This window comes from Burkholderia sp. 9120, assembly GCF_000745015.1.
Lineage (GTDB): Bacteria > Pseudomonadota > Gammaproteobacteria > Burkholderiales > Burkholderiaceae > Paraburkholderia.
Window position 1 is genome coordinate 623,266 of record NZ_JQNA01000001.1, and the last position, 24,150, is coordinate 647,415.

At 63.2% G+C, this 24,150-nt stretch carries 14 protein-coding genes, 1 tRNA gene and 1 pseudogene; 8 read left to right on the forward strand and 8 right to left on the reverse strand.

Annotation, left to right across the window (positions count from 1 at the left end):
• Positions 1-25: 25 nt before the first annotated feature.
• The 3 genes from lpdA to aceE form a co-directional block, all read right to left on the reverse strand.
• Positions 26-1,831, reverse strand: a complete 1,806-nt coding sequence (lpdA, locus tag FA94_RS02750) for a dihydrolipoyl dehydrogenase (protein ID WP_035546509.1) — start codon at positions 1,829-1,831, stop codon at positions 26-28.
• A gap of 260 nt (positions 1,832-2,091) precedes the next feature.
• A complete protein-coding gene (gene aceF, locus FA94_RS02755) occupies positions 2,092-3,759 on the reverse strand; it encodes a dihydrolipoyllysine-residue acetyltransferase (protein WP_035546511.1) in 1,668 nt (555 codons plus the stop codon).
• Between the two features lie 86 nt (positions 3,760-3,845).
• Complete coding sequence (gene aceE / locus FA94_RS02760) at positions 3,846-6,542, reverse strand: pyruvate dehydrogenase (acetyl-transferring), homodimeric type (RefSeq protein WP_035546513.1); 2,697 nt, start codon at positions 6,540-6,542, stop codon at positions 3,846-3,848.
• A gap of 275 nt (positions 6,543-6,817) precedes the next feature.
• Here aceE and fixL point away from each other — a divergent pair.
• From fixL to folD, 5 genes and pseudogenes are all read left to right on the forward strand, one after another.
• A pseudogene (gene fixL / locus FA94_RS02765) lies at positions 6,818-9,341 on the forward strand (oxygen sensor histidine kinase FixL).
• Entirely contained in the window at positions 9,338-9,979 is a 642-nt protein-coding gene (fixJ, locus tag FA94_RS02770; protein ID WP_035546514.1) for an oxygen response regulator transcription factor FixJ, read from the forward strand. The pseudogene fixL and the gene fixJ overlap by 4 nt, the downstream one beginning before the upstream one ends.
• Before the next feature lie 637 nt (positions 9,980-10,616).
• Positions 10,617-11,957, forward strand: coding sequence for a DUF3300 domain-containing protein (locus tag FA94_RS02775; protein WP_035546515.1), 1,341 nt, complete (start codon positions 10,617-10,619; stop codon positions 11,955-11,957).
• Positions 11,958-11,977: 20 nt separating this feature from the next.
• Positions 11,978-12,922, forward strand: a complete 945-nt coding sequence (locus FA94_RS02780) for a DUF2950 domain-containing protein (protein WP_035546518.1) — start codon at positions 11,978-11,980, stop codon at positions 12,920-12,922.
• Positions 12,923-13,225: 303 nt separating this feature from the next.
• Positions 13,226-14,086: a bifunctional methylenetetrahydrofolate dehydrogenase/methenyltetrahydrofolate cyclohydrolase FolD gene (gene folD, locus FA94_RS02785; protein WP_035546519.1), complete on the forward strand. Its 861-nt coding sequence runs from the start codon at positions 13,226-13,228 to the stop codon at positions 14,084-14,086.
• Positions 14,087-14,190: 104 nt separating this feature from the next.
• Here the strand turns inward: folD and FA94_RS02790 are convergent, their stop codons facing one another.
• A complete protein-coding gene (locus tag FA94_RS02790; RefSeq protein WP_035546521.1) occupies positions 14,191-15,303 on the reverse strand; it encodes an acyltransferase family protein in 1,113 nt (370 codons plus the stop codon).
• Positions 15,304-15,604: 301 nt separating this feature from the next.
• On the opposite strand from FA94_RS02790, the gene FA94_RS02795 reads away from it, so the two are divergent.
• Positions 15,605-17,713, forward strand: coding sequence for a M3 family metallopeptidase (locus FA94_RS02795; protein WP_035546522.1), 2,109 nt, complete (start codon positions 15,605-15,607; stop codon positions 17,711-17,713).
• A gap of 123 nt (positions 17,714-17,836) precedes the next feature.
• On the opposite strand, the gene FA94_RS02800 is transcribed toward FA94_RS02795, so the two are convergent.
• On the reverse strand, positions 17,837-19,129 hold the full coding sequence (locus tag FA94_RS02800) for an amidohydrolase family protein (RefSeq protein ID WP_035546523.1): 1,293 nt from the start codon (positions 19,127-19,129) through the stop codon (positions 17,837-17,839).
• Positions 19,130-19,354: 225 nt separating this feature from the next.
• Between FA94_RS02800 and FA94_RS02805 the strand changes: the two genes are divergently transcribed.
• Positions 19,355-20,053 carry an aspartate/glutamate racemase family protein gene (locus tag FA94_RS02805; RefSeq protein WP_035546525.1) on the forward strand — a complete coding sequence of 233 codons (699 nt, stop codon included), beginning with the start codon at positions 19,355-19,357 and terminating at the stop codon, positions 20,051-20,053.
• A 131-nt stretch (positions 20,054-20,184) separates the two neighbouring features.
• Here FA94_RS02805 and FA94_RS02810 read toward each other — a convergent pair.
• Positions 20,185-20,261, reverse strand: a tRNA-Met gene (locus FA94_RS02810).
• 103 nt (positions 20,262-20,364) lie between these two features.
• Positions 20,365-20,652 (reverse strand): hypothetical protein, encoded by a 288-nt coding sequence (locus FA94_RS02815; RefSeq protein WP_035546527.1) that lies wholly within the window; start codon positions 20,650-20,652, stop codon positions 20,365-20,367.
• 184 nt (positions 20,653-20,836) lie between these two features.
• On the opposite strand from FA94_RS02815, the gene xth reads away from it, so the two are divergent.
• A complete protein-coding gene (gene xth, locus FA94_RS02820; RefSeq protein ID WP_035546528.1) occupies positions 20,837-21,613 on the forward strand; it encodes an exodeoxyribonuclease III in 777 nt (258 codons plus the stop codon).
• 124 nt (positions 21,614-21,737) lie between these two features.
• Here xth and FA94_RS02825 read toward each other — a convergent pair whose 3' ends face one another.
• A complete protein-coding gene (locus tag FA94_RS02825; RefSeq protein ID WP_035546529.1) occupies positions 21,738-23,834 on the reverse strand; it encodes a prolyl oligopeptidase family serine peptidase in 2,097 nt (698 codons plus the stop codon).
• Positions 23,835-24,150 lie beyond the last annotated feature (316 nt).

Sequence of the window (24,150 nt, forward strand, 5' to 3'; positions counted from 1 at the left end):
GAAGCAGGCGAGCCGAACCGCCCTACTACTTCTTTTTCACCGGCGGCAGATCCGTACAGACGCCTTCGTACAACTCGGCGGCCATGCCGACCGATTCGCCGAGTGTCGGATGCGGGTGAATCGTCTTACCGATATCCGTTGCATCCGCACCCATTTCGATCGCAAGGCAGACTTCGCTGATCAGGTCGCCCGCATTCAGACCGACGATACCGCCGCCGATCACGCGATGCGTTTCCTCGTCGAACAGCAGCTTCGTGAAGCCTTCGTCGCGGCCGTTGGCGATCGCGCGGCCTGACGCGGCCCACGGGAACACCGCTTTACCGAACTTGATGCCGGCGGCCTTCAACTGGTCTTCCGTCTTGCCGGCCCACGCCACTTCCGGATCGGTGTAGGCCACCGACGGAATCTGCAGCGCGTCGAAGTACGCCTTTTCGCCATGAGCGGCTTCGGCGGCGACGTGACCTTCGTGCACGGCTTTGTGCGCGAGCATCGGCTGACCGACAATATCGCCGATTGCGAAGATGTGCGGCACGTTGGTGCGCATCTGCTTGTCGACGTCGATAAAGCCGCGATCCGTCACGGCGACGCCGGCCTTATCCGCGCCGATCTTCTTGCCATTCGGCGTACGGCCGACGGCGACCAGCACGAGGTCATAGCGCTGCGCTTCGGCCGGGGCTTTTTCGCCTTCGAACGACACGTAGATACCGTCGTCTTTCGCTTCCGCCGCGGTGGTTTTGGTCTTCAGCATGACGTTGGCGAAACGCTTGCTGTTGTACTTTTCCCAGACCTTGACGAGATCGCGATCCGCGCCGGCCATCAGACCGTCGAGCATTTCGACCACGTCGATTTTCGCGCCGAGGGTCGCGTACACCGTGGCCATTTCCAGCCCGATGATGCCGCCGCCGATCACCAGCATGCGTTGCGGAATCTGACGCAGTTCGAGCGCGCCGGTCGAGTCGATCACGCGCGGATCTTCTGGAATGAACGGCAGCTTCACCGCTTCCGAGCCCGCCGCGATGATCGCCTGCTTGAACTTGACGACCTTCTTGCCCGCTTCCGTCTGCACTTCCATGTGATTCGGATCGACGAACGCGCCGGTGCCCGTCACCACTTCGACCTTGCGCATCTTGGCCATACCGGCGAGACCACCGGTGAGCTTCTTGACGACGCCTGACTTGAAGTCACGGAGTTTGTCGAGATCGATCTGCGGCTTGGCGAACGTGATGCCGTGCGCGCCGAGCGCTTCGGCTTCGTCGATAACGAGCGCCGTATGCAACAGCGCCTTCGACGGAATACAGCCGACATTCAGACAGACGCCGCCGAGCGTCGAATAACGCTCGACGAGCACCGTCTTCATACCCAGATCGGCGGAGCGGAACGCAGCCGAATAACCGCCCGGGCCCGAACCGAGCACGAGCATGTCGCATTCGATATCGGCGCTACCGGAGAAGCTACCCGCTTGCGGAGCGGGCGCAGCGGCCTTCGGTGCAGCAGCAGCTTGCGCTGCCTGCGGCTTCGCTTCGGCTTGAGCCGGAGCCTTTTCGGGTTCTTTGGCGGGCGCTTTGGGCGCATCTTTCGCGGGCGCCGCATCGGCCGACGACTCGACCAGAGCGATGACAGTGCCTTGCGAGACTTTGTCACCGGCTTTGACGCGGACTTCCTTGACGGTGCCGGCGATATCGCTGGGCACTTCGATGGAGGCCTTATCGGACTCCAGGGTCATGAGAGCCTGTTCGTTCTCGATGACATCGCCCGGTTTGATATTGACTTCGATGACATCGACGTCTTTGAAGTCACCGATATCCGGCACTTTAACTTCGACGAGACTCATAGTGTCCCCTTCTCTTATTGATCGGTGATGGAAAGAACAAGCCACAAAACAGCCTAAAAGCTGGCAGAAACAAGGACAGAATCAGCCTTTGCTGTCCGCCCAAGGACGCGCCTTTTTTTTGCTTACTTTTCTTTGGAAGACAAAGAAAAGTAAGTGCCGCCCCGCACAGGGACGACGCTAATAGACCGCCATGAAATCAGGTTCTACAGCGAGACGCGGATAACAACCAAACCCGCGCCCCCGCCCACAACATCACTCGATCAAAGAATCACACGCCGAAAATCGGCAAGAATCGCACCCAGATACGCATTAAACCGAGCCGCCGAAGCCCCATCGATCACTCGATGGTCATACGACAAAGACAGCGGCAGAGTGAGACGCGGAACAAACTGCTTCCCATCCCAAACCGGCTTCATCGCACCGCGCGACAACCCGAGAATAGCGACTTCAGGCGCATTGATAATCGGCGTGAAGTTGGTACCGCCAATCCCACCCAAAGACGAGATCGAGAAGCACCCACCTTGCATCTGATCCGGCTTCAACTTGCCATCACGAGCAAGCTTCGACAGCTCGGCCATTTCCTTGGCGATATCGATCAACCCCTTCTTGTCCGCATCGCGAATAACCGGAACGACCAACCCATTCGGCGTATCAGCAGCAAATCCGATATGGAAGTACTGCTTGAACACCAGGTTATCGCCATCGAGGCTGGCATTGAACGTCGGGAACTGCTTCAACGCGGAGACGACCGCCTTGATAACAAAAGCCAGCATCGTGATCTTGACGCCCGACTTTTCGTTTTCCTTGTTCAACTGCACGCGCAGCGCTTCGAGGTCGGTGATATCCGCTTCGTCGTTATTGGTGACGTGCGGAATCATGACCCAGTTGCGGTGCAGGTTCGCGCCCGAGATCTTCTTGATACGCGACAGCGGCTTCGGATCGACCGGACCGAACTTCGTGAAGTCGACCTTCGGCCACGGCAGCAGATTCAGCTCGCCGCCACCTGCGGCAGCCGGTGCAGCCGCACCCGCCGGCGCAGCACGCTGACCGGTCATCACACCCTTGATGAAGGCGGTGACGTCGGCCTGCGTAATACGACCCTTCGGCCCCGTGCCTTGCACCTGCGCGACATCCACGCCGAGTTCGCGCGAGAACTTGCGCACGGACGGCGACGCGTGGCTCGCGTGACGCGAACCTTCGCCTGCCTGAATCACCGGTGCCTGAGCCAGCGCCGACGGTTGCGCCGGTGCGGGCGACGGCGTGGCCGGCGCGTCGGACGGTTTCTCGACGGCCTGCTTCGGCGCGGGCGCCGCAGCCGGGGCAGCCGCGCCGCCTTCGGCTTCGACCACCACGATCACCGAGCCTTCCGACACGTTGTCACCGACCTTGACCTTCACTTCCTTGACGACGCCGGCGACCGAGCTCGGCACGTCCATGGTCGCCTTGTCGGATTCGAGCGTCACCAGCGACTGCTCTTTCTCGACGCGATCGCCAACCTTCACCGAGACTTCGATCACGGGAATGTCTTTGTAGTCGCCGATATCCGGCACCTTCACGTCCTGCAGACCGCCACCGCTTGCAGCAGGCGCGGCGGCCGGCGCAGGCGCAGCAGCCGGTGCGGGCGCCGGAGCCGGTGCAGCAGCGGGGGCCGGAGCCGGAGCCGGAGCCGGAGCCGCCGCACCACCTTCAGCCGCTTCCAGCACGACGATCAACACGCCTTCCGACACGTTGTCGCCGACCTTGACCTTCACTTCCTTGACGACGCCGGCGGCCGAACTCGGCACGTCCATGGTCGCTTTATCGGATTCCAGCGTAACGAGCGATTGCTCTTTCTCGACGGTATCACCCGCCTTCACCAGCACCTCGATCACAGGAATGTCCTTGTAATCGCCGATGTCCGGCACCTTGACTTCGATCGCTTGACTCATTGTTAGTGTCTCCTGGGCCGCGCACGCAGCCTGCTCCCGGCAATCGGGAGCAGGCGCGCACGCCGTGGCACACGGGGAAGGATGCCTTAGACGGTCATCGGGTTGGGTTTGGCGGGATCAAGGTTGTACTTCTTGAGCGCCTCGGCGACGACCTTGCGTTCGATCGTGCCTTCATCTGCCAGTGCATTCAACGCGGCAACCGTGACCCAGTAGCGGTCGACTTCGAAGAAGTGACGCAGCTTTTCACGCGTGTCCGAACGACCGTAGCCGTCCGTGCCTAGCACGACGAATTTCTGCGGCACGAACGCGCGGATCTGCTCGGTCAGCGCGCGCACGTAGTCGGTCGATGCGATGACCGGGCCTTGTGCGTCCTTGAGCAGCTTCTCGACGTGCGAGAGCTTCTTTTCTTCGTTCGGGTGCAGCAGGTTGTAGCGCTGCACTTCGTGACCTTCGCGCGCGAGTTCGGTGAAGCTCGGCACGCTCCACAGGTCGGCGGCGACGCCCCAGTCGTTCTTCAGCAGCTCGGCGGCGGCGATCACTTCGTTGAAGATCGTGCCTGCGCCCATCAGCTGAACGCGCGGCGCCTTCGCATCGGCTTCCGCCTTGCTGAACGCGTACATGCCCTTGATGATGTCGGCCGCTACAGCGTCGCCCTGCGGAATCGCCGGGTGCTCGTAGTTTTCGTTCATCACCGTGATGTAGTAGTACACGTCTTCCTGATCCGCGACCATGCGTTGCAGGCCGTCCTGCACGATAACCGCGAGTTCGTAACCGAACGTCGGGTCATAGCTGATGCAGTTCGGCACCGAAGCGGCCCACAGCAGCGAGTGGCCGTCTTCGTGTTGCAGACCTTCGCCGTTCAGCGTCGTACGGCCCGCGGTGCCACCCAGCAGGAAGCCGCGCGAACGCATGTCGCCCGCTGCCCAGCACAGGTCGCCGATACGCTGGAAGCCGAACATCGAGTAGAAGATGTAGAACGGGATCATGGTCTCGCCGTGCGTCGAGTACGACGTCGCGGCAGCGATCCAGTCCGCCATACCACCGGCTTCGTTGATGCCTTCCTGCAGAATCTGACCGGTTTCCGACTCGCGGTAGAACATCAGCTGGTCGGAATCTTCCGGCACATACTTCTGGCCGTCCTGATTCCAGATACCGATCTGGCGGAACAGGCCTTCCATACCGAAGGTACGCGACTCGTCCGGCACGATCGGCACGATGCGCTTGCCGAGGGCCTTGTCCTTCAGCAGGATGTTCAGGATCCGCACGAACGCCATCGTCGTGGAGATCTCGCGGCCTTCGCCCGTGCCTTTCAGCAGCGGCTCGAATGCCGTCAGTGCCGGCACCGGCAGCGACTCAGCCTTCTGACGGCGCGCCGGCAGATAACCGCCCAGGTCCTGGCGGCGAGCGCGCATGTACTCGAGTTCCTTCGAACCTTCTTCGAACTTGAGGTACGGCACGTTGACGAGGTCTTCGTCGGTGATCGGCAGACGGAACTGATCGCGGAATTTCTTCAGCTGATCGACATGCAGCTTCTTCTGCTGGTGGGTGATGTTCATCGCCTGGCCAGCTTCGCCCATGCCGTAGCCCTTGATCGTCTTCGCGAGAATGACGGTCGGCTGGCCTTGCGAGTTCGACGCTTCGGTGAACGCCGCGTAGATCTTGTGCGGATCGTGGCCGCCGCGGTTCAGGTTCCAGATGTCCTCGTCGGACCATTCGGCGACCAGCGCCTTCAGTTCCGGCGTGTTGAAGAAGTGTTCGCGCACATACGCGCCCGACTCCGACTTGTACGTCTGGTATTCGCCGTCGACGACGTCCATCATGCGGCGCATCAGCGCGCCCGACTTGTCGCGTTGGAACAGCGCATCCCAGCGGCTGCCCCACACCACCTTGATGACGTTCCAGCCGGCGCCGCGGAATTCGCTTTCGAGTTCCTGGATGATCTTGCCGTTACCGCGCACCGGGCCATCGAGGCGCTGCAGGTTACAGTTGATCACGAACACCAGGTTGTCGAGGCGTTCGCGGCCGGCCATACCGATCGCGCCGAGCGATTCCGGTTCGTCCGTTTCGCCGTCGCCGAGGAAGGCCCAGACCTTACGGCCCGTGGTCTTCGCGATACCGCGCGCGTGCATGTACTTCATGAAGCGCGCCTGGTAGATCGCCATGATCGGGCCGAGGCCCATCGACACGGTCGGGAACTGCCAGAAGTCAGGCATCAGCCACGGATGCGGATACGACGAGATGCCCTCGCCGCCCACTTCCTGACGGAAGTTGTCGAGCTGGTTTTCGGTCAGACGGCCGAGCAGGAACGCGCGCGAGTAAACACCCGGCGACGAATGGCCCTGCACGAAAATCAGATCGCCGCCATGTTCGGGCGACGGAGCGTGCCAGAAATGGTTGTAGCCGACGTCATACAAAGTGGCTGCCGACGCGAATGAAGCGATGTGGCCACCGACGTTGGTGTCCTTGCCGGCGCGCAGCACCATGGCAATGGCGTTCCAACGGGTGTACGAACGGATACGGTGCTCGATGTCCTGGTCGCCGGGGATCTTCGCCTGGCGCGCAACCGGAATCGTGTTGATGTACGGGGTGTTAGCCGAGAACGGCAGATGTTCGCCATGCACGCGGGCGAATTCGATCTGTTTCTCGATCAGGTAGTGGGCGCGATCGGGGCCCACAGCAGAAATCACGCCATCCAGCGCTTCCAGCCATTCGCCGGTTTCCTGGGGATCGTCGTCTTTTTCGGCGGCGACATATTTCATGACTTCGTCGGGTACAGCGGACATGCTCGTCTCCTGGATTTAGAGGAACGCTCTTTGAACAGACGACGCGGACGAAGCACGGCCGCGGCAGCTTCGGCCGATTGTAAAAGGGGGCCCGACGTCCGCGCAACAAAATTTTCGAATTGCGAGATCACTTCTCATAATGCGGAAAATTGCTGCGGCGCAACCTGAATTGACTGCCCTTCGACGGATACGTCGGCTAGTTTGCGCCGATTAATGGCACTTTCAGCGCTTTTTTGCGCCATTTGCTAGCGACCTGCTGCGCTACAATGCCACGCATGTTGACCGAACGGCTTTTCGCTCGCTCGGCGCGCACCGCTGGTTCGCCGGCGGATTCGACGCCGTCCTCCCGCTGGCACCATGGACCATGGTGGTCGAATTCCTATTTGCTGACGCCGCTCCTGTCGATCCTGGTGTTCCTGGTCGTCATGAGTCTGATTTTGTGGAGCCTGAATCGGCGGGAACAGCAACAGCAGGAAGACACGCTTTACCGTAATGTCGCGTGGGCGCAGCAGCAGATCCGCCTGTCCATGACGGGCGCGCAGGAACAGATTCAGGCGCTGGCCCGCGATCTGGTCGCCGGCCACGCCGATCCGCATTCGTTCCAGGTGTCCACAACAGACATCATGCAGGGGCATCCCGAGATCCTCTACATGAACTGGTATACGAGTCAGCAGCAGCCGCGCTGGCCCAATACTGCATTGCCCGTGTTCGGCCAGCGTCTCGCCAAACCGAACGACGCGCAAATGGACGAGGCGGTCAAAGCCGCCTTCACCGAGGCGCGCAACACGCGCCGCCAGGTCTACTCCCCGCTGATCTACGACGACGTCGGCAACGGCTACATCACGCTGCAAACGCCGGTGTTCCGCGACCGCGACTTTCTCGGCACGATTGCCGCCGTGTTCTCGGTCGAAGGCATCCTGAAGCACGACATTCCGCCCGAGTTGTCGGCTAAATACAAAATCTCGATCATCGACGTGAACAACCGCGAGTTGACCACCACGTCGACCCGCCCGCGCCTGCCGCGCGACATGTTCTACGATCTGCCGCTCGACCCGCCGGGCCAAGGCGTCTCGGTACGCGTCTACGCGTTCCCGCAGATGACCAACTTCACCAACAACACGCTCGTCTGGCTGGTGGCCGGCCTGTCGTGCTTCGTGCTTCGTGCTGTGGAGTCTGTGGAGTTTGTGGAAGCACACGCGGCAACGCTTCGAAGCGCAACAGGCGCTGTACGCCGAAGCGTTCTTTCGCCGCGCGATGGAAAATTCCGTGCTGATCGGTATGCGCGTGCTCGATATGCACGGCCGCATCACCCACGTGAATCCGGCGTTCTGCCGCATGACCGGCTGGGACGAAAGCGATCTGGTCGGCAAGAACGCGCCGTTCGCCTACTGGCCGCGCGATTCGTACCCGGAAATGCAACGCCAGCTCGATATGACGCTGCGCGGCAAGGCGCCGTCGTCGGGCTTCGAACTGCGGGTGCGCCGCAAAGACGGTTCGACGTTCCACGCCCGTCTCTATGTATCGCCGCTGATCGACAGCTCGGGCCGCCAGACCGGCTGGATGTCGTCGATGACCGACATCACCGAACCGAAACGCGCGCGCGAAGAACTCGCCGCCGCGCACGAACGCTTCACCACCGTGCTTGAAAGTCTCGACGCGGCCGTGTCCGTGCTGGCCGCCGACGAAGCCGAACTGCTGTTCGCCAACCGCTACTACCGTCATCTGTTCGGTATTCGTCCGGACGGCCATCTGGAATTGGCGGGCGGCGGGTTCGATAGCGCACAGGCCTCGTCCGATTCGATCGATATGGTGGATACCTATGCGGGCCTGCCCGCTGCGGCGCTGACCGAAAGCACCGCCGACGCACAGGAAATCTACGTGCAAAGCGCCCAGAAATGGTTCGAAGTGCGCCGCCAGTACATTCAGTGGGTGGACGGCCACCTCGCGCAGATGCAGATCGCGACCGACATCACCACCCGCAAGCAGGCGCAGGAACTGTCGCGCCAGCAGGACGAAAAACTGCAGTTCACCAGCCGCCTGATGACCATGGGCGAAATGGCCTCGTCGCTCGCGCACGAACTGAATCAGCCGCTCGCCGCCATCAATAACTATTGCTCCGGCACCGTGGCGCTGGTTAAATCCGGTCGAACCACGCCCGACAATCTGCTGCCGGTGCTCGAAAAGACGGCCCAACAGGCGGTGCGGGCAGGCATGATCATCCGGCGGATTCGCGAGTTCGTGAAACGCAGCGAGCCGAAGCGGCAAGCCACGCGCGTCGCCGATATCGTCGCGGACGCGGTGGGCCTGGCCGAGATCGAAGTGCGCAAGCGGCGGATTCGCATCGTCACCGATCTGCGCTCGCGTCTGCCGGTGATCTACGTCGACCCGGTGCTGATCGAGCAGGTGCTGGTCAACCTGCTGAAGAACGGCGCCGAAGCCATGGCCGAAGCGCGCCCGAATGCGGTCGATCCGGTGATCCGCGTGGTTGTGCGGCTGGAGAGCGGGTTTGTCTGCATCAGTGTCGTCGACCAGGGTCCGGGCGTCGACGAAGCGACAGCCGAGCGGCTGTTCGAACCGTTTTACAGCACCAAGTCCGACGGTATGGGCATGGGGCTGAACATTTGCCGTTCGATTATCGAATCGCACCGCGGTCGTCTGTGGGTGGTCAACAACGTCGAGTCCGACGGTCACATCACAGGCGCCACGTTCCATTGCAGTCTGCCTATTGGAGAGCCTGACGGCCCGAGCAACGGCGGGTCAGAGGCGCCGACACCACAAACCGTTACGGGAGAGCTATGAACAGCCCAGTCACCACACAGGAAACCGTCTTTGTCGTCGACGACGATGAGGCCGTACGAGATTCGCTGCGCTGGCTACTGGAGGCGAACGGCTACCGCGTGCAATGCTTCTCCGGCGCCGAGCAGTTCCTCGACGCCTGGCATCCGCATCAGCAACCGGGCCAGATCGCGTGTCTGATTCTCGATGTACGGATGTCCGGCATGAGCGGACTCGAATTGCAGGAACGCCTGATCGCCGACAACGCTGTGTTGCCGATCATCTTCGTGACGGGCCACGGCGATGTGCCGATGGCGGTGTCGACGATGAAAAAAGGCGCGATGGACTTCATCGAAAAGCCGTTCGACGAAGCCGAGTTGCGCAAGCTGGTCGAGCGCATGCTCGACAAGGCGCGCAGCGAAAGCACCAGCGTCCAGCAACAGCGCGCCGCCGCCGAGCGCCTGGGCAAGCTGACCGCGCGTGAGCACCAGGTGCTGGAGCGCATCATCGCCGGCCGTTTGAACAAGCAGATCGCCGACGACCTCGGCATCAGCATCAAGACGGTCGAAGCGCATCGCGCGAACATCATGGAAAAGCTCAACGTCAACACGGTCGCCGATCTGCTGCGACTGGCGCTGTCGAACAAGCCGCAACAGGCGTAGTAAGACCGGCAGCGGCGCTCGCCGCTTCACGCCGATCTGAAATCTGAACTGTGGAACACGGCCGGACTCGCAACAGGGTCCGGCCCAAGGCGCCCTCGCCCGCCATGCGTGCGCGCCGCTTTGCTTGCCAGCTTCCCGCCGCTTCTCTGCCCGCTTCTCCGCCGCTCTCCCGCACTGCAGTAAAAATTCAGCGCCTCGCGTCGACACGCCACCTCGTGTGAATCGTTACGCATGACTCAGCCATCGCTTACACCCGTTTGTAACCACGTTTTCCTCTGACGTGATTGACAAGCCTCGCTGCGCGCCCTAATTTAAACAGAGCGCCTTAACGGGAATGGCTGATGCACGATCAACACGGAATGACGTGCCGCGAACGCCGCATGCAGGGTCGACCGACCGTGCAAAGCAACGGCCATCGCACATTCGGCCTATTCGTTCCCTTCCCGCGTCTCACCCGCCTTGCCGTCGCAACGCTAAACGCGTGCCGTCCCGCCTCGCCGCTGCCCGTTTTTAGGCAGTCGTTTGCTCCGCCGTTTGCTCCGCCGTTTGCACCGTCATTTGCTCCATTGCCGTGAACCGGCGCAGCTGTAGCTGCGCATCGACGTCTCGCGTCTTATACAACCGGGAGGATTTCATCGTGAAACGATCCGGAGCACACCGCTCGCGTGTGATGCTGGTTTGCGCCGCTCTGGCCGGGGCGCCACTCTTCGTCGGACTGCTCGCGCCGAGCGCGGTCCACGCGCAAAGCGCGCCGAAGATGTCGAACCAGCAACTCGACTCGCTGACCGCGCCGATCGCGCTGTATCCCGACGCGCTGCTCGCCCAGGTGCTGATGGCCTCGACCTTTCCGCAGGACGTGCAGGCCGCGGCCGCGTGGTCGAAAGCGAACTCGAAGCTGCAAGGCGACGACGCGGTCAAGGCGGTCGCGTCCGAACCGTGGGATCCGAGCGTGCAGTCGCTGGTCGCCTTTCCCCAGGTACTCGCCACGATGGCCTCGAAACCCGACTGGGTCGCGCAACTGGGCACCGCTTTTCTCGGCCAGTCCAACGACGTGATGGACTCCGTGCAACGCTTGCGCAAGCAGGCGCAGGCCGCCGGCAATCTGAAGACCAGCTCGCAGCAGAAGGTCGTGGTCGAACAGAGCACGATCCAGATCGTGCCGGCCAATCCGCAGGTGGTCTACGTGCCGACCTATAACCCGACGGTGGTGTACGGCACCTGGCCTTACCCGGCGTATCCGCCGGTGTATGTGCCGCCGCCGCCCGGCTATGCGATCGCGAGCGGTCTCGCCGCGGGGCTTGCGTTCGGCGCCGGTGTCGCCGTGGCCAATTCGCTGTGGGGCGGCTTCAACTGGAATACGCATGACGTCAACATCAACGTCAATCGCTACAACAACGTCAACGTGAACAACCGGCTCAACGTCAACAGCAACACGACGAACTGGAACCGCAACGCCAACGTCAATCGCAACGTCAACAACGCGAATCTGAATCGCAACGGCAATAACAACCTCGGCGGTGCGCAGCGCGATGCCTACCGTGGCCGCGACGACGCCCGCGCCCAGGCGCAGCAAACCCTGCAGAACCGCACCGGGCAAAATCTGAGCGGCAATGCGAGCCAGCGCGTGCAAGGGATCCACCAGGGCGGTACGGCGAACGCCGATTTGCAGAATCGCGCGCAGAACGTCAATCGAGATAACGCGCTGCGCGGCGCCGGCGACGGCAACAACGCCCGTCAGGATATGCAGCGCGGCCAGTCGAGCCGCGATTCGCTCGCGAATCGCGGCGGTCAGCAACGCACGGGAGGCGGCGTCGGCGCCAATGGCGGCGGTCAGCAACGTACGGGCGGCGGGCTCGGCGCGAATGGCGGCGGCGTCCAGCGTGGCGGCGGCGGTGGCGGTGGTGGCGGCAGGCTCGGTGGCGGGGGTGGGGGCGGCGCTGGTGGTGGCGGTGGACACCATTTCGGCCGCGGCCGTTGAACGATCAAGAGGAGTCTCGAATGATGCGCTTATCCCCACGCGGCGCGTTGCGCGCCCACCTTGCGACACTTGCCGCCGAGTTCGGCACGGCCGGCACGCTGCTGATGGCGTCGGCCTTGCTGATGGGCGCGCCGGCCGCGCACGCTCAAGCGGTCTACCCCAGCGCCGACGACGCCGCCAACGCGTTCGTCGACGCCCTCTCGCGTAACGACGAAGGGGCGCTCAAACACGTGCTCGGCAGCGACTACCATCGCTTCATTCCAACCGAAGGCATTGGCCAGGACGATATCTACGAGTTCCTCGGCGCATGGTCGAAGGGTCACCAGATCGTCGACGACCCGGCCACCGGCAACGGCCACCCGACCGCGCATCTGGCTGTCGGTGACAGCGGCTGGACCCTGCCGATTCCGCTCGTGCAGGCCGCGCACGGCTGGCGCTTCGATCCGCCCGCGGCGCGCAACGAGATGCTGACGCGCCGCATCGGCCGTAACGAGCGCGCGGCGATCCAGACCTCGCTCGCCTATCTCGACGCGCAAAACGATTATCACAACCTGACGCAGCGCTACGCCGAGCGCTTCGTCAGTACGGCGGGACAGCACGACGGCCTGTACTGGGCGACGGCGCCCGGCGAAACGGAAAGCCCGCTCGGCCCGCTCGCCGCGACGATGCCTAACGGCACGCTGCCCAAAGAGGCCTATCACGGCTATCACTACCGGATCCTGACCGCGCAGGGCGCGCACGCGAAGGGTGGCGCGCAGAACTATGTGGTGAACGGATCGATGACCGGCGGGTTCGGGCTGATCGCGTCGCCGGCCGAGTATGGCAAAACGGGCGTGATGAGCTTTATCGTCAATCAGGACGGTCAGGTTTATCAGAAGAACCTCGGTCCGCAGACCGCACGAGCCGCGGCCGCGATCCGGGCGTTCGATCCGGACGATAGCTGGCAGGCGGTGCAGCAGCCTTAGAGGTGGCCATGGGTTGCGGTCGGGCACCTGCCGGCCGCAGCCGCCGCTCGCGGTCGGGCCGCCGGGCCCGCTCGAACCCCTCAAGCGTGCAACGCGTGATCTACGTCGCTCGCGACCGGGAATCCGTCCACGGCGCGTCATGTAGGGCCGGTATAATGTCGGACTTCGCAGTGGCGCCTATCTCCGATTCGCGCCGCGCGCTTTTCATGCGGCGACCCGCTCCCGTCGAAACGCGCCATTGCGTGGCGCGCTCCCGCGCCCGTGCCCTGCCCCGCTTTTCAAACTGCCCATCTCGACCCGACCATGACAGCCAAACTGATCGACGGCCTAGCCCTTTCCCAGACCCTGCGCGCCGACGTCGCCACGCGCGCCGCCGCGTTGACCGCTCGCGGCCATCAACCGGGCCTAGCCGTGGTGCTGGTCGGCGACAACCCGGCTAGCGAAGTGTATGTGCGCAACAAGATCAAGGCCTGCCACGACAACGGCCTCGGTTCGTCGTTCGACCGTTATCCGGCCGATCTGCCGGAAGCCGATCTGCTCGCACGCATCGACGAACTGAACCGCGACCCGCGCATTCACGGCATTCTGGTGCAACTGCCGTTGCCGAAGCATATCGACAGCCACAAGGTGATCGAGACGATCGCGCCGGAGAAAGACGTGGACGGCTTTCACGTCGCCAATGCCGGCGCGTTGATGACCGGCCAGCCGCTGTTCCGTCCGTGCACGCCCTACGGCGTGATGAAAATGCTCGCCGCCTACGAAATTCCGCTGCAAGGCGCGAACGCGGTGGTGATCGGCCGCTCGAACATCGTCGGCAAGCCAATGGCGCTGCTGTTGCTCGAAGCCGGCGCAACCGTCACGATCTGCCATAGCAAGACGCGCGATCTGGCCGCCCATACGCGCAATGCCGACGTGGTGGTCGCCGCCACCGGCCTGCGCAACATTCTGACGGCGGAGATGGTCAAGCCGGGCGCGGCGGTGATCGACGTCGGCATGAATCGCGACGAAAACGGCAAGCTGTGCGGCGACGTCGATTTCGCGGGCGTCAAGGAAGTGGCCGGCTACATCACGCCGGTGCCGGGCGGCGTCGGCCCGATGACCATCACGATGCTGCTGGTCAATACGATCGAAGCCGCCGAGCGCGAAGCGGCCGCGAACGCATAACGCTGAAGGGAAAAGCCGGCGGAGTGGTTTCGCCGGCAAGCGGGCGAAACGGCTGCCGCGAGTGCCGATTTCAAGATCCGCGCCATGGGCTCGGTATCGATGCCTCACCCCGCCTGATCCCCCGCCGCCATGCCCGTGGCAAGCGGCGCCTCACGGCGCGCAAGCCTTGCGCGGCACCACTTCAGCACCGGCCGCTCCACGCAGTGCCACGACAGCGCCGCGCACAGCAGGATCAGCGGCGCGGCGATCAGCACCGCCGTCACATGGCTCAACTGCGGCGCGATATTCGCAATGCATTGCTGAACCATGAAGCCGTACAGATAGATCCCATACGAGTAATCGTGGCGCGGCACCAGGCGGCGCAGCAACGGCGTCGTGCCGACCCACAGCACGCCGTACACGAAGGCCAGATAGAACAGCGGCTGCGCGCCGGCCGTATCGCGGAACACGAGAAACACCATCATCAGCCCAAGCGCCGTCAGGCCGCTAATGTCGATCCGTTCGCGCCAGCCGTAGAGCAGCATTCCCAGCATGAAGAACGGCTCCGGCCAGAACGAATAGCCGCCGGGCGTTTCACTGAAATCGCGCAGCCCGATCTGCAGATGCGGCACATGCACACGCAGCACGAACGCCGCGCAACCCAGCGCCGCCGCCAGCGCCACGCCGCGCGCGCTGGACAGCAGTCCCAGCAGGCCGGTCACGAGCACGATCAGGTAGCAGCGCACTTCGAGCGGCAGCGTCCACAGCGGGCCGCAGATGTCGACGGGAAAGCGGTTGTGCTCGAACACGCCGGGCAGCGCCCAGCCGGTTTTCAGCACGATGGTCGAGAAGTTGTCGAGGTTGGTCCACGTCATGCCCGACGCGAAATAGTCGCGCAGCGGCAGCGTGGTGAATAACGGCCCGATGATGAACACCGTCACCAGCGAGCCCAGCGCCACCGCCGGCCACAAACGCGCGATGCGCAACGCCGCGAAGCGCGGCACCGAGCGCTGCCGGTCGAAGCTCGCGGTCACCAGCATGCCGCTCAGCAGGAAAAACGCATACACGCCGAGCGCGCCGAAACCGTCGAAACCGAGCGCGTTCTGGATCCAGTCCGTGGTGCCGTCGGGCGCCTGCAGCAGATACGAGTGGCCATACACGACGGCCACGGCGGCCAGAAGCCGCACGAGGTCGAAGTTGTTGCCGTTGCGCGATAGAGCGTGCGAAAGCGGGTTCATCGATACCTCTCAGGCAGAAAGCGTCGCCCACCGGTAACTGATGACCGGCAGCGACACGTCACTTTGCGGCACGGCAGCAATTTGCACCGTTCGCTGTCGCACAAACGCGCGGCGGCTCTGCTCCGCGCGCGTGGGACAAGCTGATCTGATAATTTGTGTGCCCACGGATTGGAATCGGCGTGCCCTGCCCCAATAATGTCCATATCGGGTGTTTATCGCCGTCCCCTGAAGGGACGCCCGCCGATCCACCGATTCGCCGATGCATCGATTACCCGTTCACTCGCGTCAGACAGGAAGCCTTATGTCCACTACCCCCTCGAAGCACGACAATCCGCTCCTCGATTTCTCCGACCTGCCGCGTTTTGGCGACATCCGCCCCGAACACGTCACGCCCGCACTCGACGTGTTGCTCGCCGACGCGGCCGCCGCCGTCGAACGCGCCGCGCAGCCGATCACCCCCGCTTCGTGGGCCGACGTGGTCGAACCGGTCGAGCGCGCCACCGAACCGCTGGCGCGCGCCTGGGGCGTGGTCGGCCATCTGAACGCCGTCGCCGATACGCCTGAGTTGCGCGCCGCGTACGGCGAGAACCTGCCGCGCGTCACCGAATTCTGGTCGAGCGTCGGTCAGAACCTGGCGCTGTACGAGAAATACAAGACCTTGCACGCCAGCAGCGACTTCGCGTCGCTGACCGGCGAGCGCAAGAAAATTCTCGGCAATGCGCTGCGCGATTTCCGTCTGTCCGGCGCGGAACTGCCGGAAGACCAGAAGCCGCATTTCGCCGAATTGCAGGAACGCCAGGCCGGGCTGTCGAAAGCGTTCTCCGACCACGTGCTCGACGCGACCAACGCTTACGCGTATCTCGTCGAAGAAGGCGCCACCGAGCAACTGGCCGGCCTGCCGGAAGACGTGATCGAAGGCGCGAAAGAAGCCGCCGAACGCGACGGCAAAACCGGCTACAAATTCACGCTGCACTTTCCGTCGTATTTCCCGGTGATGCAGTACTCGGAAAATCGTCCGATGCGCGAAACGATGTATCGCGCCTACGTGACGCGCGCGTCCGAACTCGGGCCGCAATACGGCGGCGGCAAAGCGGAGTGGGACAACACCGCCGTGCTCGCCGACCAGTTGAAGCTGCGCGCGGAAGAAGCGCACATGCTCGGCTACAACAACTTCGCCGAAGTCTCGCTCGCGCCGAAAATGGCCGAGTCGCCCGCGCAGGTCATGGCCTTCCTCGAAGACCTCGCCACGCGCGCGCGTCCGCATGCCGAACAGGACTGGAAAGAGCTGCGCGAATTCGCCGCGAACGAACTCGGCATGAGCGAGTTGCAGCCGTGGGACATGACGTTCGCCGCCGAACGTCTGCGTCAGAAGCGCTATTCGTTCTCCGAGAACGAGGTCAAGCAGTACTTCCCGGAAGACACGGTGTTCAAGGGCCTCTTCAAGGTCACGGAAACGCTGTTCGGCGTGCGCATCCGTCGCGACGAAGCGGCCGTGTGGCATCCGGACGTGCGCTTTTTCCGCGTCGAGAATCAGGACGGCGGGCTGGTCGCGCAGTTCTACCTCGATCTGTACGCACGCGAAGGCAAACGCGGCGGCGCCTGGATGGACGACGCGCGCGGCCGTCACCGGCACGCGCAAGGCGGCCTGCAGACGCCGGTCGCGTATCTGACCTGTAACTTCTCGGCGCCGGTCGGCGGCAAGCCCGCCTGCTTCACGCACGACGAAGTCATCACGCTGTTCCACGAGTTCGGCCATGGTTTGCATCACATGCTCACACGTGTCGACGAGCTGGGCGTGTCGGGCATCAATGGCGTGGAGTGGGACGCGGTCGAACTGCCGTCGCAATTCATGGAGAACTTCTGCTGGGAGTGGGACGTGTTGAGCGACATGACCTCGCACGTCGACACCGCCAAGCCGCTGCCGCGCGATCTGTTCGACAAGATGCTGGCCGCGAAGAACTTCCAGAGCGGCTTGGGCACGTTGCGCCAGATTGTGTTCTCAATGTTCGACATGCAACTGCATACCGGTTTCGATGCGTCCGGCACACAGAACGCCACCGAACTCGCAAGCGAGATCAACGAGCGTTTCCACGTGGTGCCGCAGGCTGCATTCTCGCGTTGGCCGAATACGTTCAGCCATATTTTCGCGGGCGGTTACGCAGCGGGCTACTACAGCTACAAGTGGGCCGAAGTGCTGTCGGCGGACGCGTACGCCGCGTTCGAAGAAGCGGCGCAAGCTGCGAGCGGCAGCGTGCTCGATCAGGCAACCGGCATGCGTTATCGCAAGGAGATTCTGGAGGTGGGCGGCAGCCGTCCGGCGATGGAATCGTTCAAGGCGTTCCGCGGGCGGGAGCCGAATATCGACGCGCTGCTGCGTCATAGCGGCATGGCGCCTGGCGCGGAGCATTGATTGCGCGATTGCGCAAGCGCTCGAGCGGTCCGCTGAGCGTTTGCATGCCTGATCGCGTTCGATAAAAAGCCGGTGATTTGCGCGAGCAAATCACCGGCTTTTCTTTTCCCGTACCACGTACGCCTAGCCGCGGTGCAGCTTGAAGTCCACCTGCTCAGGCCGCCCTTCGAGCGACAACGCCGCACGCGCAGCGGGCGCACGGCTCACCACCTTGCCGCGGCTCACCACCGCGAGCCGCGCGGCGCGCAAGCGGATCGCCTCGACCGGATCGCGCGCATCGAGCAGTACAAGATTCGCCGCGCATCCCGGTGCGACGCCGTAACCCTCCAGACCGAGAATGCGCGCCGCATTCACCGTGACCGCGTCGAAGCACTTCTGCATGCCGTCGACGCCTGTCATCTGCGCGACGTGCAGGCCCATGTGCGCGACGTCGAGCATGTCGCCCGAGCCGAGGCTGTACCACGGGTCCATCACGCAATCGTGGCCGAACGCGACCGTGATGCCGGCGGCCATCATCTCCGGCACGCGCGTCATGCCGCGCCGCTTCGGATACGTGTCGCTGCGGCCTTGCAGCGTGATGTTGATCAGCGGATTCGCGATCGCGGCAACGCCCGCTTCGCGCATCAGCGGCAGCAGTTTGCTGACGTAGTAGTTGTCCATGGAATGCATCGACGTCAGATGCGAGCCGGTCACGCGCCCTTGCAAACCGAGCCGGTGCGTTTCGGCGGCGAGCGTTTCGATATGGCGCGACATCGGGTCGTCGGATTCATCGCAATGCATGTCGACGCGCAGGCCCTGCTCCGCCGCGTATTCGCACAGCAGCCGCACGGACTGTGCGCCGTCGGCCATGGTGCGCTCGAAATGCGGAATACCGCCGACCACGTCGACGCCCATCGCGATCGCACGTTTCAGGTTCTCGAACGCGCCCGCGCTGCGCAGCACGCCGTCTTGCGGAAAGGCCACGAGTTGCAGGTCGAGATACGGCGCGACGCGGCGTTTCACTTCGACCAGCGCCTCGACGGCGAGCAGGCGCGGATCGCACACGTCGACGTGACTGCGGATCGCCAGCAGCCCGCGCGCGACGGCCCAATCGCAATACTGCAGCGCGCGTTCGATCAACGCTTCCTGCGTCAGGTCCGGCTTCAGCTCGCCCCACAGCGCGATGCCTTCGAGCAAGGTGCCCGACGCGTTCACGCGCGGCAAACCGTACGACAGCGTCGCGTCCATGTGGAAGTGCGGATCGACGAACGGCGGCGTGACGAGCGAGCCGGCGGCGTCGATTTCTTCGGCGGCGTTGGCGGCCAGATTCGGCTCGACGGCGACGATACGGCCCGCTTCGATGCCGATGTCGACCGTGTGCTTGTGCTGCGGCGCGGCGCCCGGCGGCAGCGTCGCGCGGCGGATGATCAGATCCATGTGTCGCTCCTCGGGTCTCATGCAACTTGTTTGTATTGACCCAATTCTATCGGCGTCAGAAACCCCGTGCCGGCGTTTTATCGCCTGGCCGTACCGGCGAGCAGCGGGCAATGCGTACCGGCTGACCACACCATCCGCCGCCTATACTCGGCCATTCAAACGGAGTGCGCGGGCGTGCCTGGCCTGCGCGCTGCCGCATCCGTCATCTACTCGCGGAGCAGGACTATGAAAACGATCGGTGTGATCGGCGGGATGAGTTGGGAATCGTCCGCCGAGTACTACAAGCTTATCAACCGCTACACGAAAGCACGCCTGGGCGGCCACCACAACGCGCGCAGCCTGATGGTCACGGTCGACTTCGCGCCGATCGAAGCACTGCAGCGCGCGGGCGACTGGCCTGCGCTCGGCGAGCAACTGGCCGATGCCGCGCGCCAGCTCGAACGCGGCGGCGCCGAACTCGTGATACTCGCGACCAACACGATGCATCGCGTATGCGAAGCGATCGAGCAGGCAATCGACGTGCCGTTCCTGCACATCGCCGATCCGACCGGCGCTGCATTGCGTGCCGCGGGCATCGAGCGGGTCGGTTTGCTCGGCACACGCTATACGATGGAACAAACGTTTTACACCGGCCGCCTGCGCGAGCGTCACGGGCTCGACACGCTGGTGCCCGATGAGGCCGAACGCGCGGACGTGCATCGCATCATTTACGACGAGCTGTGCCACGGCACAGTGAAGGACGATTCGCGCGCGGTGTATCAGCGTGTGATCGAAACGCTGGCCGCGCGTGGCGCGCAAGCGGTGATTCTCGGCTGCACCGAGATCTCGTTGCTGATCAAACCGGAAGATTCTGTGTTGCCCGTGTTCGATACCACGGCGCTGCATGCGCAGGCGGCGGTGGAATGGGCGATTGATGCAGCGTAGAGAGAGGTGATGACAGGCGGGCGTTGCCCGCCCCTGCAGTTGCCTATGACGCGCGTTTGCGTTCAGCAATTCACACGCCGAAAAGTCAAAAAGCCTGCATGACTTTCGTCATGCAGGCTTTCAACAATACTTGGTTGCGGGGGTAGGATTTGAACCTACGACCTTCGGGTTATGAGCCCGACGAGCTGCCAGACTGCTCCACCCCGCGTCAGAGAAAAAGAGTATATCTTGCTGTCATCTAAACGTCAAACATTCGTGCGAATTATTTCACTCAACTGCTTCGCGCGACTGCCTATATGTCCGTGCAACGCTTAAAGATCCTGCACCGTGGCGCCTTCCACTTTGCCGTCGATGATGTCCGCGCCGTACTGGCTCGCGCTGCGTTTGGCGACGCCGAAATCGGAGAAGGTGGCAGGCAACACGAGACGGAACACACGGCTCGCTGTCGAGCCGCTGATCGCGCCCGGCCGACACACGCGGACAGCGACGTCGTAGCCTTCCGCATGACGCTTGTGGCCGTCGAATTTGTCGAAGGCCCGCGAGAACACCAGCGGGTGCACTTCGAAGTCCTTATAAAGCGCTGGATACCGTTCCGCCATGATGCCTCCCCGATGCGCATGATCGCGCGTATGTGGTGTCTCACTATACGCCGCGCCTCAAGTCGGCCACGCTTTTATTTTCCGCTCGCCGCGCGGCATTTTTTCACTGCGCCGCCTTCACCGCCAGTTCTGCCGCACGATAAGATGCGGGACTATCGGAATCCCGCAGGAATGTGAGAGAAACATGAAAATCGCAACGTGGAACGTCAACTCCCTGAAAGTGCGTCAGCAACACGTGATCGACTGGCTCGAAGCCAGCGGCACCGACGTGCTGTGCCTGCAGGAACTGAAACTGACCGACGACAAATTCCCGCGCGCCGAACTCGAAGAGAAAGGCTACCGAAGCTGGTTCGCCGGCCAGAAGACCTATAACGGCGTCGGCATCGTGGTGCGTGCGGGCCTGAACGTCGACGAAGACAGTGTGGTGCGCAACATTCCTGGCTTTGAAGATCCGCAGCAGCGCGTGATTGCCGCGACGATCGAAGGCGTGCGCATCGTCTCCGCCTATTTCCCGAACGGCCAGGCGCCGGGCACCGACAAATTCGCGTACAAGCTGCGCTGGCTCGCCGCGCTGCACGACTGGGTCGCGAGCGAGATGGCGCTGTATCCGAAGTTCGCGCTGCTCGGCGACTACAACATCGCGCCCGAAGATCGCGACGTGCATGATCCGAAAGCGTGGGAAGGCCAGAATCTGGTGTCGCCCGAAGAACGCGCCGAGTTCGTGCGGCTGATCGCGCTCGGTCTCACCGACGCGTTCCGTCAGTTCGAGCAGCCGGAGAAGATCTACTCGTGGTGGGACTACCGGATGATGGCGTTCCGCCGCAACGCGGGAATGCGTATCGACCATATTCTGCTGTCGAAGGCGCTCGCGGATATCTGTACCTCGTGCGAAGTCGACAAGGTGCCGCGCAAGTGGGAACAGCCGTCGGATCACGCGCCGGTGGTGGCCCAACTCGGTTGAATCCGCAGCCGAATGAATCAGGCTGACTGTTTTCGGGCAGACGCAAAAACGCCCGGTGTAGAGACTTCGCTAACCAGAAGTCCTGCACCGGGCATTTTCGCCTGACAACCGTTCTTTCAGACCTTTATCGCGCCGCCGACGCACCGCTCAACGTCCGCCACAGAAACTCGAACACCATCGCATCGTGCTCGGCCTGCTCCAGCTCATCGGAGCCGCCGTGGCCGCCCTCCGTATTCTCCCGATACCAGACGCGCTCATGTCCCTGCGCCTGCATGCGCGCGGCCATCTTGCGCGCGTGTCCGGGATGCACACGGTCATCGGCCGTCGAGGTGGTGAACAGCACCGGCGGGTACACCGCCTCCGCCGATACGCGGTGATACGGCGAATACGCGGCCAGCACGCGCGCTTCGTCGGGCTCGTCAGGGTCGCCGTATTCGTCGATCCACGACGCGCCCGCGTGCAGCAGGTGATAGCGGCTCATATCGAGCAACGGCACTTCGCAGACCACCGCGCCGAACAGTTCGGGACGCTGCACCATGCACGCCGCCACCAGCAAGCCGCCGTTGCTGCCGCCTTGAATGCCCAGTTGCGCGGCGCTCGTCACGCCGCTGGCGACGAGCGCTTCGGCCACCGCCAGAAAATCGTCGAATGCGCGCTGGCGCTGCGCGCCCTGCGCTTCCGTATGCCAGCGCGTGCCGAACTCGCCGCCGCCGCGAATATGCGCGACCACGTACACGCCGCCGCGCGCCAGCCAGCCGATGCCCTGCCCGGTCAGATAGCTCGGCAGCAACGGAATCGCGAAGCCGCCGTAGCCGCTCAGCAGACAGGGGCGAAGCGACGGTTGCCCGTCACGCGGACCGATCACGGTGTACGGCACGCGCGTGCCATCCGCGGAGACCGCATGGCCGCGCGTCACGGCGTACTGCGTGGCGTCGAATTGCGTCGGCCAGCGGTCGAGCAATTCCCATTCGCTCAGGTTCTCGCGCGTGAGGTCGGTGAGCCAGTAGGCCGGCGGTTGCAGATAGTCGTCGGTGTCGACGAACACTTCGTCGTTGAGGGTCGGCTCAACCGGTGAAACGTCGGCTTGCGTATCGTCGTGCGATGGGAAAAGACGTTGTGCCCAATGCCACGTTTGATCGCTGTGCTGCGACGGCGTCCACAACAGCGTCCGGTTCTGCACGTCGTCCAGATACGAGACGATCAGATGGTTGCGCGTGTGCGTCCACTCGCAGGCCGACGTGAGCGGCGTCGGCGTGAACAACGGCACGACCTCGCGCTCGCCGCGCAGAAACGCGTCCTCGCGAATGGCCAGCAACGAACCGCCCGGATGATGCACGCCGTTGCAATCCCAATCGAGGCGCGGTTCGAGCAGCAGCCAGCCGTGCCAGCCGCCGACCCCGACGTGCGACGGCACCTCGAATCGATGCCACACATTGGGCGCCCCGGCGCTGTCGAGGTAATACGTGTGCGAGTAGAAGAAATCGACGCTGCTCGCCACTGTGTGGCGTTGTTCGATCGGATCGTAATGCGCTTCCACGCCGATATCGCCGAACGCGGCCTTGAAGACGACGGGCGCATCGGCCAGTACTGTGCCGCGGGTCCAGCGCCGCACCTCGCGCGGATAGCCGGAGCGCGTCAGCGTCTTGCGGCCGTTGTCCCAACCGACGTAAAGCGTGTCCCGATCGATCCACGACGCCGTGTGCTTGCCGGCCTTCGCGATCGCGAAACCGCCGTCGACAAACTGCTGCGCGTCGATATCGAACTCGCGCACCACCAGCGCATCCGAGCCGCCCGGCGACAGCGTGATCAACGCGCGGTCGCCATCGGGATAAAGAATGTCGAGTTCAACGCAGACCCATGGCGTGCCTTCGGCGGCGCCGAGCGCGTCGAAGTCGAGCAGGGTCTGCCAGACGGGCGCGCCGCTGCGCCAGGCCGCCCATGTGGTGCGTCGCCAGATGCCTTTAGGGTTGCGTTCGTCCTGCCAGAGGTCGTACGCCCAATCCTTCCAGCGATCGGGAATCACCGGACGTTCGCGCGGCAGATAGGCGTCGGCGAGTTGCTGTTTGAGCGCTTCGAATTCGGCGCTATCGCACCACGCGGCGCGCGTGCGCGCGTTTTGCCGCTCGACCCAGGCGAGAGCGTCGGGATCGTCGAGGTCTTCGAGCGACAGGAAAGGATCGGGGGAAAGCGGCCAGGAGAAAGAAGCGGGGGAAGCGGGCATCGTCGGCTGTCGGAGGAAAACAGCGTTGATTATGCCTTGTGGGGCGTGGGGGACGTCGGAACGCGTGGAGTACGTTGCTACCAGGTGACCGCATTCGCTACGATCAACTTCTCAACTCATTGCTCATTGCATCAATTTCGTCACAAAAGTGTGATGTTGTTGAAAATCTCAAGACGTGCATGATCTAATCGATCTTTCGATTTAACCGAATCCGACCAAATGCGAATTGGATATTCCGTTTGAGCAAGCATGCACATAACCATCGTCAAATCAAACACAGCAAGAAGGGATGGATAGCAAAAAAATCCCGTCGCGG

Coding starts and splice junctions, on each gene's coding strand:
- lpdA (WP_035546509.1), bottom strand. CDS start 1,831: ATGAGTCTCGTCGAAGTTAAAGTGCCGGATATCGGTGACTTCAAAGAC.
- aceF (WP_035546511.1), bottom strand. CDS start 3,759: ATGAGTCAAGCGATCGAAGTCAAGGTGCCGGACATCGGCGATTACAAG.
- aceE (WP_035546513.1), bottom strand. CDS start 6,542: ATGTCCGCTGTACCCGACGAAGTCATGAAATATGTCGCCGCCGAAAAA.
- fixJ (WP_035546514.1), top strand. CDS start 9,338: ATGAACAGCCCAGTCACCACACAGGAAACCGTCTTTGTCGTCGACGAC.
- FA94_RS02780 (WP_035546518.1), top strand. CDS start 11,978: ATGATGCGCTTATCCCCACGCGGCGCGTTGCGCGCCCACCTTGCGACA.
- folD (WP_035546519.1), top strand. CDS start 13,226: ATGACAGCCAAACTGATCGACGGCCTAGCCCTTTCCCAGACCCTGCGC.
- FA94_RS02790 (WP_035546521.1), bottom strand. CDS start 15,303: ATGAACCCGCTTTCGCACGCTCTATCGCGCAACGGCAACAACTTCGAC.
- FA94_RS02795 (WP_035546522.1), top strand. CDS start 15,605: ATGTCCACTACCCCCTCGAAGCACGACAATCCGCTCCTCGATTTCTCC.
- FA94_RS02800 (WP_035546523.1), bottom strand. CDS start 19,129: ATGGATCTGATCATCCGCCGCGCGACGCTGCCGCCGGGCGCCGCGCCG.
- FA94_RS02805 (WP_035546525.1), top strand. CDS start 19,355: ATGAAAACGATCGGTGTGATCGGCGGGATGAGTTGGGAATCGTCCGCC.
- FA94_RS02815 (WP_035546527.1), bottom strand. CDS start 20,652: ATGGCGGAACGGTATCCAGCGCTTTATAAGGACTTCGAAGTGCACCCG.
- xth (WP_035546528.1), top strand. CDS start 20,837: ATGAAAATCGCAACGTGGAACGTCAACTCCCTGAAAGTGCGTCAGCAA.
- FA94_RS02825 (WP_035546529.1), bottom strand. CDS start 23,834: ATGCCCGCTTCCCCCGCTTCTTTCTCCTGGCCGCTTTCCCCCGATCCT.